Here is an 11,760-nt window from a genome sequence, read left to right as displayed (position 1 = left end):
CAGGACATCATGCTATGGATAGAGGAGCGTTCTGGCGCGCTTTCGTCCTCGCCTGCCGCCCTTTCGCGGCCCAGGCCGTGCGTGGTTCGATTCACAACCTCGCGCGGCTATCATCCTTGCGTCATTCATAAGTGGCTCTGCTTATTCTGAAAGGAGGCCTTCAATGTTTCGCCGGATGATTTCGCCCAACTGGAAAACCCTGGCCGTGTGCTGCGGCGCATGGGCGGCTTGCGCCAGCATGGCCCAGCCCGTGCAGATGACGCCGCAGGCTGCGCCTGCGCGCCCGCAGGCGGCTGAACTGCTGGCGCCCGGGCAGCAGGCGCTCACGGCCTGGCGCTGGCGCTTGCAGGCCGTGCGCGGCAAGGATCGCGCCTGGTTCACGCGCGCTGCCGCCGCCCTGTCTGAACCGGTGGTGCTGCGCTTTGACGAGGCTGCCGTGAGCGTGGCCGCTCCCTGCAACCAGTTGCGCGGGCGCTATCTGCTTTCAGGCGAACGCATGCTGATTGAGCCGCTGATGGGCACCAAGAAGGGCTGTGCCGACGCCCGCTTGATGGCGCTGGAAGACCGTCTGGAGCAAATCCTGCCCACTGTGAAGGATTGGCGGCTGCAAACTGCACGCCAGCAGAGCGGCCAGCCTGCGGCGAGCTTGCGCCTGCGCTTTATCAACGGCAGCGAGTGGCTGCTGCAAGGCGAGCCTGCTGGCGCGCCAGGTTCGCTTTGACGCCAGCGGCGCGCGCACCGTTTTGCGCGTGCGCCGCCAGCCCTTGGGAGCTGGCTATGTGCGGCAAGAGCGCATCAGCTACGGGATGGAGCCATAGGAGTCATAGGGAGCCATAAGCCGGAAGCGGCGGGCCGCCTTGTTGATGGCAACGGTGCTTTGGATTTGCTCCTTTATCCGTAGCATGACGTCCTAGTGGAATCTGCGCGAGGCGGCATTTCGATACCCCTGAATCCGCTCTTGTTTTTGATGCCGCTCGCCCCTTCGGACGGATGGCGGGGCGCAGCCGGGCCGGTTCTCAGCCGCGCGCGATTTTGAAAACCGCCGTGCCCGCCAGCAGGTTGGGCAGGCGGCGCACGGGGCGGCCCTGGTGCAGGCCGAAGGCGTCAAGGATTTGCAGGCCGTTTTTGCGGGCGAGGATTTCAAAGTCCTTGAAGGTGCCTACGCGGATGTTGGGCGTGTCGTACCACTGGTAGGGCAGGCGGCGGGTGACGGGCATGCGCCCGCGCAGCACGGCCAGGCGGTTGGGCCAGTGGGCGAAGTTGGGAAAGGCGATGATGCCCACGCGGCCCACGCGGGCGGTTTCGCACAGCATGGTTTCGGCGTTGCGCAGGTGCTGGAGGGTGTCGATTTGCAGCACGGCGTCAAAGCTCTGGTCGCCAAAGTCGGCCAGGCCTTCGTGCAAGTTGAGCTGGAGCACGTTCACGCCGCGCTGCACGCAGGAGAGCACCTTGGCGTCGTCGATTTCAATGCCGTAGCCGGTGCAGCCGCGCTCGCGCATGAGGCGCTGCATGAGCGCGCCGTCGCCGCAGCCCAGATCGAGCACGCGCGCGCCTTCGGGCACGAGGCTGGCGATGACTTGCTGAATGGCGGCGTCGCTCATGCCGTGCCTCCTTGGGCTTGCGCCGGGGTGTCGATGCGGTTTTCAAAATACGAGCGGATGAGGCGCATGTAGCGCGCATCGTCCAGCAAGAAGGCGTCGTGGCCGTGGGGGGCGTTGATTTCGGCGTAGGCCACGTCGCGGCGGTTGTCCAGCAGCGCCCGCACGATTTCGCGGCTGCGGGCGGGGGCAAAGCGCCAGTCGGTGGAAAAGCTCACGAGCAAAAAGCGCGCTTGCGTGCCCGCCAGCGCAGCGGCCAGGCTGCCGCCGTGGGCGCGGGCGGGGTCGAAGTAGTCCAGCGCGCGGGTGATGAGCAGGTAGGTGTTGGCGTCGAAGTAATCGCTGAATTTTTCGCTCTGGTGGCGCAGGTAGCTTTCAATCTGGAATTCAACGTCTTGCGTGGAGTAGCGGTAGCCGCTGGCGTGGCCGGCCACGGCCTGGCGCAGCTGGCGGCCAAATTTGGCGTTCATCACGTCGTCGCTCAAATAGGTGATGTGGCCGATCATGCGGGCGATGCGCAGGCCGCGCTGCGGCACCACGCCGTGGCGGTAGAAGTGGCCGCCGTGAAAGTCGGGGTCGGTGATGATGGCGCGGCGCGCCACTTCGTTGAAGGCCAGGTTTTCGGCGGTGAGGTTGGGCGCGCTGGCAATCACCACGGCGTGGCGCACGCGCTGCGGGTATTGCAGCGTCCAGCTGAGCGCCTGCATGCCGCCCAGGCTGCCGCCCATGACGGCGGCCAGCTGCTCGATGCCCAGCGCGTCCAGCAGGCGGGCTTGCGCGGCCACCCAGTCTTCCACGGTGATGACGGGAAAGTTCGCCCCCCAGGCCTGGCCCGTGGCCGGGTTGATGTCTTTCGGGCCGGTGGAGCCAAAGCACGAGCCGAGGTTGTTGATGCCGATGACGAAAAAGCGGTTGGTATCCACCGGCTTGCCGGGGCCGACCATGTTGTTCCACCAGCCCAGGCTGCGCGGCTGGCCCGCGTATTCGCCCGCCACGTGGTGCGAGGCATTGAGCGCATGGCACACCAGCACGGCATTGCTGCGGCTGGCGTTGAGCTGGCCGTAGGTTTCGTAGGCCAGCTGGTAGCCGCCCAGGCTGGCGCCGCTTTGCAGCGCCAGGGGCGCGTCAAAGCGCATGGTCTGCGGCGTGGCAATGAAAGTCATGAGGCAAGAAAAAAAACCCGGTTGCGCCAAAAGGCGGAACCGGGCCGGATTTCCGTCATTTAGCAGCATTTGTCAGAACTGGTTCAAAGCCCGTTTGTGAGGGCAGACTCTGAACCGGTTCTCGGAAGCGCCCGCAAGCAGGAAAGCAAATCGGCGCGTGAAAACGAAAGGGCGGCCAGTATAGCCAGCCGCCAGACGGCCCGGCCCAGCCGGATTCACTCTGAAAAAAAGGAGCGAATTCAAGCGGCCTTTTTGGCCTGAGGTCCTAGAGAAACCAGCGCAGGCAGCTATCGTAAGAAGAGCGAAACATTTCTATCCTAACCCCATGCGCCAGCCCAGCAGGGCAGCCAGGCCCAGCGCCGCGAAGACGGCGGCGCACGCCAGGTGCACGGCGCGCAGGGGTAGTTTCTTCATCAGCCGCTCGCCAAAGCACACCACGGGCGCATTGGCCAGCATCATGCCCAGCGTGGTGCCGGCAATGACGGCCAGCGCTGCATCCGGGTGCTGCGCGGCCAGGGCCACGGTGGCCAGCTGGGTTTTGTCGCCCATTTCGGCCATGAAGAACACGGCCAGCGTGGCACCGAACACGCCCCAGACGCCCCAGCGCGCGGCCCGCGCGGGCTGCTGGTCGTCATCGAGCTGGTCAGGCGCCATCATCCAGCCCGCCATCATGATGAAAGACAGGCCCAGCGCCCAGCGCAGCGCCTCGGGCGCAAGCTGCGTGGTCACCCATGCGCCCAGCGCTCCAGCCAGCGCGTGATTGGCCAAGGTGGCGGCAAAAATGCCCAGCGCGATGGGCCAGGGCTTGCGAAAGCGCGCGGCCAGCAGCAGCGACAAAAGCTGGGTTTTATCGCCCATTTCGGCCAGCGCGACGATGCCGGTGGAAAGGAAAAAAACGCTCACGGAAGACGGTGCGAAACGCAGGGCCGCGCGATTGTAAAAATATTCGTTTGACGTGGATATTTGAAATATATGCAGGGGCATAATGCCCGCCGCGCGCGAAAGCGCGTGCGTTTTCCCGGTGTTTCTTCTTGGCCCTCGGGGGCGTTGGCAGACTCCATCCGGTTTTTTCTTTTTCACCTTGTGTATTTCGAGGAGCGCCTTCGATGGGCAACAAACTTTATGTCGGCAATCTGCCGTATTCCGTGCGCGACGCCGAGCTGGGCCAGGCTTTTGCCGCGTTTGGTTCCGTGGTCAGCGCCAAAGTGATGATGGAGCGCGATTCCGGCCGCTCCAAAGGCTTTGGTTTTGTGGAAATGGGCAGCGACGCCGAGGCGCAAGCCGCCATTGAAGGCATGCACGACAAACCCCTGCAAGGCCGCAATCTGGTTGTGAACGAGGCCCGCCCGATGGAGCCGCGCCCGCCGCGCGCCAGCTTTGGCGGCGGGCGGCGCGATGACCGTGGCGGCTACGGCGGCTTTGGCGGCGGCAATGACGGGCGCTTCCGCAGCCCCTATGGCCCCGGCCCGCGCGGCAATGGCGGCTTTGGCGGCCGGCGCGACGATCGCGGCTTTGACCGTGGCGATCGCGGCGAATACTGATCGGGCCAAGTTCCCGGCAAAGGCCGGCGCGGTTTTCGCGTCCGGCCTTTTTTGCGCCTGCGATAGCGGCGCAAGCCATGAAGCCGCGCAAGGCGGGGCATGTGAAAATCCCGCGCCATGACCGCCCCGAATGCCGCTCTGAACGCCGGATCCAACGCCACTTTGAACGCAGATGCCGCCGAGCTGGACAAATTTGCCGCCCTGGCCCACCACTGGTGGGATGCCGGGGGCGAATTGGCCACGCTGCACCACATCAACCCCTTGCGGCTGAACTGGATTGACGCACAGCGCCCGCTGCAAGGCGCGCGCGTGCTCGATGTGGGCTGCGGCGGCGGCATTCTGGCCGACGCCATGGCCCGCAAGGGCGCTGAAGTGCTGGGCATAGATTTGGCCGAAAAATCCTTGCAGGCCGCCCGGTTGCACGCGCTGGAGGCCGAAACGCCGCGCGTGAGCTACCGCGCCGTGGCCGCCGAGGCGCTGGCCGCCCAGGAGCCCGCTTCGTTCGACGTGGTCACGTGCATGGAAATGCTGGAGCACGTGCCTGATCCGGCCGCCATCGTGGCCGCCTGCGCCGCGCTGGTCAAACCCGGCGGGCAGGTGTTTTTTTCCACGCTCAACCGCAACCCCAAATCGTGGCTGATGGCCATTGCCGGCGCGGAATACGCGCTGCGCCTGCTGCCGCAGGGCACGCATGACTACACCCGCTTCATCCGCCCCAGCGAGCTGGCGGCCTTTTGCCGCGCTGCCGGGCTGAGCGTGCAGCGCGTCTCGGGCCTGCACTACAACCCGCTCACGCGCCGCTGCTGGCTCACGCCCGATGCCAGCGTGAACTACATGCTCTCGGCGCTGCGCCCTGCGTGAAAAGCGCTTTTTTGCCTTACCAGCCCCTCATCCCACAAAAAAACATGCAAACCGTCAAAACCGAACTGCTGGACGCCCTCAAAGCCGCGCTGGAGACGCTGCTGCCCGGCGCAGGCGACAAAGCCGCGTTTGAATCGCCCCGGCAGGCCGCGCATGGCGATCTGGCTTGCACCGCCGCCATGCAGCTGGCCAAGCCGCTCAAAAGCAACCCGCGCGCCGTGGCCGAACAGCTCAAGGCCGCGCTGCTGGCCACGCCCGCCTTTGCGCGGTGGGTGGATGCGCTGGAAATCGCCGGCCCCGGCTTCATCAACATCCGCCTCAAGCCCGCCGCCAAGCAGCAAACCGTGCGCGAAGTGCTGGCGCTGAAAGAAAACTACGGCCGGCAAGCGCAAACCAGGGACCGCGTGCTGGTGGAATTCGTCAGCGCCAACCCCACCGGCCCGCTGCACGTGGGCCACGGGCGGCAGGCCGCGCTGGGCGACGCCATCTGCAACCTGCTGGCCTCGCAAGGCTGGCAAGTCACGCGCGAGTTCTATTACAACGACGCGGGCGTGCAAATCGACACCCTCACCACTTCCGTGCAACTGCGCGCGCAGGGCATCAAGCCCGGCGATGCCAACTGGCCCGAAGCCGCCTACAACGGCGACTACATCCAGGACATCGCCAACGACTTTCTGGCCCGCAAAACCGTGCAGGCCGATGACCGCAGCTTCACCGCCAGCGGCGACGCCAGCGACCGCGAAGGCATCCGCCAGTTCGCCGTGGCCTACCTGCGCCGCGAGCAAGACCTGGACCTCAAAGCCTTTGACGTGCGCTTTGACAACTACTACCTCGAATCCAGCCTCTACAGCAGCGGCCGCGTGCAAGCCACGGTGCAAAAGCTCATCGCCAGCGGCCACACCTACGAAGAAGGCGGCGCCCTGTGGCTGCGCACCACCGGCTTCGGCGACGACAAAGACCGCGTCATGCGCAAGCAAGACGGCACCTACACCTACTTTCTGCCCGATGTGGCCTACCACATCGCCAAATGGGAGCGGGGCTTTCACAAGGCCATCAACATCCAGGGCACCGACCACCACGGCACCATCGCCCGCGTGCGCGCGGGCCTGCAAGCGGCGGGCGTGGGCATACCCAAGGGCTACCCCGACTACGTGCTGCACACCATGGTTCGCGTCATGCGCGGCGGCCAGGAAGTCAAGATCAGCAAACGTGCGGGCAGCTACGTCACCTTGCGCGACCTGATCGAGTGGACCAGCAAAGACGCCGTGCGCTTTTTCCTGCTCTCGCGCAAGCCCGACACCGAATACACCTTCGATGTCGATCTGGCCATCCAGAAAAACAACGACAACCCCGTTTACTACGTGCAATACGCCCACGCGCGCATCTGCTCCGTGCTGGACGCCTGGGGCGGCGAGCGCGCCGCGCTGGCGCAAGCCGATCTGGCCGCGCTCGACACCGCCGCCGCGCAAGCGCTCATGCTCAAACTGGCTGAATACCCGGCCATGCTCGCCGCCGCCGCGCAAGACTTCGCCCCGCACGATGTCACCTTTTATTTGCGCGAACTGGCCGCCAGCTACCACAGCTACTACGACGCCGAGCGCATCCTGGTCGATGACCAGGCCGTCAAAACCGCCCGCCTGGCGCTGGTAGCCGCCTGCGCGCAAGTGCTGCGCAACGGCCTGCAACTGCTGGGCGTATCCGCCCCGGAGCGCATGTGATGCACGCCAAACCCGCCTTCTTCGCCCCCTCGCCTTCGCGCCAGCTTGGCGGCACGTTGCTGGGCCTGATTCTGGGCATCGTCATCGGCCTGGGCATCGCCCTGGGCGTGGCCCTTTACATGGCCAAAGTGCCCGTGCCCTTCATCCACAAAGCCTCCTCGCGCAGCACCGAGCAAGACGCCGCCGAAGCCGAACGCAACCGCGACTGGGACCCCAACACGCCCCTGCACAGCCGCTCGGCAGGCGGCGCTGTCACGCCCATGCCAGCCGCGCGCTCCGGCAACAACGCGCCTTCGCGCCCCGTGCCCGCGCCAGCGGAAGTCAGCCGCCCGGCCACGCAGGCGGCGCCTGCGCCCACCCAGGCGCAGCAAACCACTTCGTCCGACCCGCTGGGCGACTTCATCGCCGCACGCACCGCGCGGCAAAGCCAGCAGCGAGCCGGGCAAGAGCAGACCGTGGCTTCCGCCTCGCCCATCATGGCGGGCGAGCCTTTCATCTACTTCGTGCAGGCAGGCGCCTTCCGCGACCAGGACGAGGCCGAAGCCCAGCGCGCGCGCCTCACGCTGGCAGGCATACAGGCGCGCGTGACCAGCCACGAGCAGGCGGGCCGCACGGTTTACCGCGTGCGCATCGGCCCCTTCCAGAAGAAAGACGAAGCCGACAGCGCCAAGGAGCGCGTGGTCAGCAGCGGCTTTGACGCCGCGCTGGTGCGCGTGCAGCGGTAAGCGCCTGCCTGCGCTGCTCCTGATACAGAAGCGAATTCAGGCCCCCGAAAAATACGTTTATCGCTTATTCGACGGGGAGACCATGCTATTGATACAGAAGCAAAGATACCGGCGCATCTTCACCAGAAAAGCGGCCTGTCCCCACGGCCGTCCCGCATGCCGGGAACTTGCCGCACGCTCCTGCTTCTCAGCCCCCCTTTCAACCCGCCCAAAAAAGGAAAAACAGACCATGAAACGCCGTGATTTCGCGCTCACTGCCGCAGCTGCTGCCACGCTGGCCGCGCTGCCCGCCGCCTTCGCGCAAGGCCAGCCCTTCACGCCCAAGGAAGGCGAGAACTACCTCGTCGTCAATCCCGCCGCTCCGGTGGATACGTCTGCTGGCAAAGTGGAAGTCGTCGAATTCTTCTCCTACGGCTGCCCCCACTGCCGCGACTTCGAGCCGATATTTGACAAATGGGCCGCCGCCCAGCCGCAGGATGTGGTGGTGCGCCGCATGCACGTGGGCTTTTCCAATGCCTTTGAGCCGCTGCAGCGCATCTTCTTCGCGCTGGAAGCCATGGGCCTGAATGAAAAAGTCCACACCGAAGTCTTCAACGCCATCCTCAACGAGAAAAAGCGCCTGAACACGCTGGAAGAGGTGCAGCCCTGGATGACCGAGCGCGGCGTGGATGGCGCCAAATTCGCCGCCGCCTACAAATCCTTTGGCGTGGCCAGCAAGATCAGGCGCGCCATCGAGCTGCAAGACGCCTACCACGTGGAGGCCACCCCCAGTTTCGGCATCGCCGGGCGCTACTACATGGACCCCGGCATGACCAAGGGCTTTGACGGCATGCTGAAAACAGCCGACGCGCTCATTGCCAAGCTGCGCAAATCCGGCGGCCAGTAAGAGCCTGCCGCGAGCCGCCCGCCTGCGGCCTGCGGCAGCCGCTCCGAGATCCTAAAAAAAGGAGCGAATCGAGAGGGTAAAAATGGTCTTTCGCGCAGTATCCACTAGGACATCTTGCTCCCGATACAGGAGCAAAAACAAGGCTGTGCGCCCCGCTCCTTGAACAGGCTCGCGACGCCGCTTCAGCATCCGCCACGGCGGTTTTTGGGCCTCTGCCGCAAGCGGGCGCGGCCAGGCAATCCTTGAGGGCGCGGCCCCTACAATTTGTGTCAGCCCTCAACCCGCTCCTTCATTCCTGCTTTCATGCCGCGCCTGTCTGTTTTTTCTTCTCCCTTTTCGCGCTTGGCCCCGCTGGCGCTTGCCGCCTTGCTGGCTTGCGCGGGCGCGCAGGCTGAAAAGGCCGATCGTGACCAGCCCATGAACATCGAGGCCGACGCCTTGCGGCATGAAGAAAAAAGCCAGACCAGCACCTTCACCGGCCATGTCGTGCTCACCAAGGGCAGCATCCTCATGCGCGGCGCGCGCCTGCAAGTGCAGCAGGCCGGCGATGGCCAGCAAAGCGGCACGCTCACGGCGGAAAAAGGAGAGCGCGCGTTTTTTCGCCAAAAGCGCGACGGCGCAGATGAATACATTGAAGGCGAAGCCGAAACCATTGAATACGACAGCCGCGCCGATACTGTGCGGCTTCAGGGCCGCGCGCGCATGCGCCGCCTCGAAGGCGCGAAGCTGGCCGATGAAGTGACGGGCGCGCGCATCACCTACAACAGCGTTTCGGGCGTTTACACCGTCGATGGCGCGCCGCAAGGCAAGGCTGGCAAGGGCGAGCGCATACGCGCCACGCTCGGCCCCAGAGGCGCTGGCGCCCAGCCCGCCCAGCCCGCCGCGCTGCGCGGCAGCTCGAGCCTGTCTAAAAAGCCGTGAGCGAGTCTGCTTCCAACCTCACGGCGCCCGCGCCCGCCAGCTCGCTGCAAGTGCGCAACCTGCGCAAGCACTACGGCGCGCGCCGCGTGGTGCAAGACGTGTCGCTCACCGTCAAAAGCGGCGAGGTGGTCGGCCTGCTCGGCCCCAACGGCGCGGGCAAGACCACGTCGTTTTACATGATCGTCGGCCTGCTGCGCGCCGACGCGGGCAGCATCACCATTGATGGCCGCGCCATCGAAAAAATGCCCATTCACCAGCGCTCGCGCCTGGGCCTGTCTTATTTGCCGCAAGAAGCGTCCATCTTCCGGCGGCTGACGGTGGCCGAAAACGTGCGCGCCGTGCTGGAGCTGCAACGCGGGCCAGACGGCCGCCCGCTGCCCGCGCCTGAAATCGAGCGCCGCCTGGACGAGCTGCTGAAGCAGCTTTCTGTTTCCGAACTGCGCGACACCCCCGCGCCGGCGCTCTCGGGCGGCGAGCGGCGGCGCGTGGAAATCGCGCGGGCGCTGGCCACGCAGCCGCGCTTCATCCTGCTGGACGAACCCTTCGCGGGCATCGATCCGATTGCCGTTATTGAAATCCAGCGCATCGTCACCTTCCTGAAAGAGCAAGGCATTGGCGTGCTGATTACCGACCACAGCGTGCGCGAAACGCTGGGCATTTGCGACCACGCCGTCATCATCAGCGAAGGCCGCGTGCTGGCTGCCGGCACGCCCGCCGAAATCGTCGCCAACCCCGACGTGCGCCGCATCTACCTGGGCGAGCACTTCCACCTCTGAAGGCCGCAAGCCAAGTGAGCACCGGCCTGTCACTGCGCGTCTCGCAGAACCTTGCCCTCACGCCCCAGTTGCAGCAAGCCATCCGCCTGCTGCAACTGTCCACCGTCGATCTGGAGCGTGAAGTGCAAACCATGCTCGACGAAAACCCCTTTCTGGAGCGCGCCGATGACGCCGCTCCGCGCGAAGAATTCGGCCTGGCGCGCGCCGATGCCCCCGTGAGCGAAGGCGACCGCAGCAGCGAGGCGGCCGCCAGCAGCGACAGCGGAAACGACGGCGAAGGCAGTGACAGCGAAACCGCCGCCCCCGATGACTGGGACGGCGACGGCAGCAGCGACCTGGCCCCTGACGACGGCGAATGGGGCGGCGAAGCCCCCGCCCGCCAGCCGGGCGACGACACGCTCGACCCCGCCGAACGCGCCAGCCTGCAAGAAAGCCTGACCGAACACCTGCACCGCCAGGCGCTGGCCCTGCGCCTGGCGCCCGAAGACATGGCTGCGCTGCGCTTTCTCATCGAATCTGTCGATGACGACGGCTACCTGCCAGACTCCCTCGCGCAGCTGGCCGCCACCCTCATGGACGACGACGACGGCGTGGAAGAAATGCAGGAACTCGTGCACCGCTTCACCCTGGCCCTGAAGCTGCTGCAATCGCTGGAACCCACGGGCGTGGGCGCGCGCAACCTGCCCGAATGCCTGGCCCTGCAACTGAAAGAACGCCTAGGCGCGTCAGACCCGAGCGATCCCGGGCGGGCGGCCATCGAAAACGCGCTGAAACTCTGCACCCGCCACGGCGCGCTGGAGCTGCTGGCCCGCCGCGACACGCGCCGCCTGGCCGCGCAACTGGGCATCAGCGAAGACGAGCTGCGCGCCGCCCAGGCCGTCATCGCCCGGCTCGAACCCAAGCCGGGCCGGCGCTTTGCCAATGCAGAGCGCGAAATCATCGTGCCCGACGTCATCGTCACCGCCAGCGGCAGCGGCCCCACGCAGAAATTTCACGTACGCCTCAACCACGACCTCATCCCGCGCCTGCGCGTGCACGACGCCTACGCCAGCGCCCTGCGCGGCAGCAAAAATGCCGATCTGGGCCAGCGCCTGCAAGAAGCGCGCTGGTTCGTGCGCAACGTGCAGCAGCGCTTTGACACCATCTTGCGCGTGGCCGAACTCATCGTCGAGCGCCAGCGCGGCTTTTTCGTGCATGGCCCCATCGCCATGCGCCCCATGCTCCAGAAAGACATCGCTGAAGCGCTGGGCGTGAACGAATCCACCATCAGCCGCGTCACCACCGCCAAATACATGGCCACGCCACAAGGCACCTTCGAGCTGAAGCACTTTTTCAGCTCGTCGCTGGGCACCGAAGCAGGCGGCAGCGCCTCTTCCATCGCCGTGCGCGCGCTCATCAAGCAATTCATCGAAAACGAAAACCCCGCCCAGCCCCTGCCCGATGGCCAGATTGCTGATTTGCTGAAAGAGCAAGGCATCGATTGCGCCCGCCGCACCGTCGCCAAATACCGCGAGGAAATGCACATTCCCGCCGCGCCCCAGCGCAGGCACAAGGGCTGAAAGTCTGCTGGA

12 protein-coding genes are annotated in these 11,760 nt (G+C 65.7%); 9 read left to right on the top strand and 3 right to left on the bottom strand.

Going from position 1 to position 11,760, the window contains the following annotated elements; all coding sequences use genetic code 11:
• Window positions 1-163: 163 nt before the first annotated feature.
• Window positions 164-721, top strand: a complete 558-nt coding sequence (locus ADJ79_RS05650; protein ID WP_082203145.1) for an META domain-containing protein — start codon at window positions 164-166, stop codon at window positions 719-721.
• Window positions 722-1,016: 295 nt separating this feature from the next.
• Here ADJ79_RS05650 and metW read toward each other — a convergent pair whose 3' ends face one another.
• The 3 genes from metW to ADJ79_RS05635 form a co-directional block, all read right to left on the bottom strand.
• The gene (metW, locus tag ADJ79_RS05645; protein ID WP_050715145.1) at window positions 1,017-1,601 is read right to left on the bottom strand and encodes a methionine biosynthesis protein MetW; all 585 of its coding nucleotides are present in this window, start codon (window positions 1,599-1,601) and stop codon (window positions 1,017-1,019) included.
• Window positions 1,598-2,761 (bottom strand): homoserine O-acetyltransferase, encoded by a 1,164-nt coding sequence (locus tag ADJ79_RS05640; RefSeq protein WP_050715144.1) that lies wholly within the window; start codon window positions 2,759-2,761, stop codon window positions 1,598-1,600. Before ADJ79_RS05640 ends, metW begins: the two co-directional genes overlap by 4 nt.
• Window positions 2,762-3,073: 312 nt before the next feature.
• The gene (locus tag ADJ79_RS05635; protein ID WP_156304045.1) at window positions 3,074-3,664 is read right to left on the bottom strand and encodes a TMEM165/GDT1 family protein; all 591 of its coding nucleotides are present in this window, start codon (window positions 3,662-3,664) and stop codon (window positions 3,074-3,076) included.
• A 203-nt stretch (window positions 3,665-3,867) separates the two neighbouring features.
• Between ADJ79_RS05635 and ADJ79_RS05630 the strand changes: the two genes are divergently transcribed.
• The 8 genes from ADJ79_RS05630 to rpoN all read left to right on the top strand — a co-directional run bounded on the left by ADJ79_RS05630 (window position 3,868) and on the right by rpoN (window position 11,748).
• Window positions 3,868-4,302 carry an RNA-binding protein gene (locus ADJ79_RS05630; protein WP_050715143.1) on the top strand — a complete coding sequence of 145 codons (435 nt, stop codon included), beginning with the start codon at window positions 3,868-3,870 and terminating at the stop codon, window positions 4,300-4,302.
• Between the two features lie 117 nt (window positions 4,303-4,419).
• Entirely contained in the window at window positions 4,420-5,163 is a 744-nt protein-coding gene (gene ubiG, locus ADJ79_RS05625) for a bifunctional 2-polyprenyl-6-hydroxyphenol methylase/3-demethylubiquinol 3-O-methyltransferase UbiG (RefSeq protein ID WP_050715142.1), read from the top strand.
• 44 nt (window positions 5,164-5,207) lie between these two features.
• On the top strand, window positions 5,208-6,881 hold the full coding sequence (gene argS, locus ADJ79_RS05620; protein WP_050716444.1) for an arginine--tRNA ligase: 1,674 nt from the start codon (window positions 5,208-5,210) through the stop codon (window positions 6,879-6,881).
• Window positions 6,881-7,606 (top strand): SPOR domain-containing protein, encoded by a 726-nt coding sequence (locus ADJ79_RS05615; protein WP_050715141.1) that lies wholly within the window; start codon window positions 6,881-6,883, stop codon window positions 7,604-7,606. The genes argS and ADJ79_RS05615 overlap by 1 nt, the downstream gene beginning before the upstream one ends.
• 229 nt (window positions 7,607-7,835) lie before the next feature.
• Window positions 7,836-8,492, top strand: a complete 657-nt coding sequence (locus tag ADJ79_RS05610; RefSeq protein WP_050715140.1) for a thiol:disulfide interchange protein DsbA/DsbL — start codon at window positions 7,836-7,838, stop codon at window positions 8,490-8,492.
• A 303-nt stretch (window positions 8,493-8,795) separates the two neighbouring features.
• Entirely contained in the window at window positions 8,796-9,413 is a 618-nt protein-coding gene (lptA, locus tag ADJ79_RS05605; protein ID WP_050715139.1) for a lipopolysaccharide transport periplasmic protein LptA, read from the top strand.
• Entirely contained in the window at window positions 9,410-10,189 is a 780-nt protein-coding gene (gene lptB, locus ADJ79_RS05600; RefSeq protein ID WP_050715138.1) for an LPS export ABC transporter ATP-binding protein, read from the top strand. The genes lptA and lptB overlap by 4 nt, the downstream gene beginning before the upstream one ends.
• A gap of 14 nt (window positions 10,190-10,203) precedes the next feature.
• Window positions 10,204-11,748: an RNA polymerase factor sigma-54 gene (rpoN, locus tag ADJ79_RS05595; RefSeq protein ID WP_050715137.1), complete on the top strand. Its 1,545-nt coding sequence runs from the start codon at window positions 10,204-10,206 to the stop codon at window positions 11,746-11,748.
• Window positions 11,749-11,760: the final 12 nt, after the last annotated feature.

This window comes from Ottowia sp. oral taxon 894, from assembly GCF_001262075.1.
In the GTDB taxonomy this organism is placed as follows: domain Bacteria; phylum Pseudomonadota; class Gammaproteobacteria; order Burkholderiales; family Burkholderiaceae_C; genus Ottowia; species Ottowia massiliensis.
Note: the sequence above shows the minus strand (reverse complement) of the source record. Positions and strands in the feature narration are given on the sequence as shown.

Coding starts and splice junctions, on each gene's coding strand:
- ADJ79_RS05650 (WP_082203145.1), top strand. CDS start 164: ATGTTTCGCCGGATGATTTCGCCCAACTGGAAAACCCTGGCCGTGTGC.
- metW (WP_050715145.1), bottom strand. CDS start 1,601: ATGAGCGACGCCGCCATTCAGCAAGTCATCGCCAGCCTCGTGCCCGAA.
- ADJ79_RS05640 (WP_050715144.1), bottom strand. CDS start 2,761: ATGACTTTCATTGCCACGCCGCAGACCATGCGCTTTGACGCGCCCCTG.
- ADJ79_RS05630 (WP_050715143.1), top strand. CDS start 3,868: ATGGGCAACAAACTTTATGTCGGCAATCTGCCGTATTCCGTGCGCGAC.
- ubiG (WP_050715142.1), top strand. CDS start 4,420: ATGACCGCCCCGAATGCCGCTCTGAACGCCGGATCCAACGCCACTTTG.
- argS (WP_050716444.1), top strand. CDS start 5,208: ATGCAAACCGTCAAAACCGAACTGCTGGACGCCCTCAAAGCCGCGCTG.
- ADJ79_RS05615 (WP_050715141.1), top strand. CDS start 6,881: ATGCACGCCAAACCCGCCTTCTTCGCCCCCTCGCCTTCGCGCCAGCTT.
- ADJ79_RS05610 (WP_050715140.1), top strand. CDS start 7,836: ATGAAACGCCGTGATTTCGCGCTCACTGCCGCAGCTGCTGCCACGCTG.
- lptA (WP_050715139.1), top strand. CDS start 8,796: ATGCCGCGCCTGTCTGTTTTTTCTTCTCCCTTTTCGCGCTTGGCCCCG.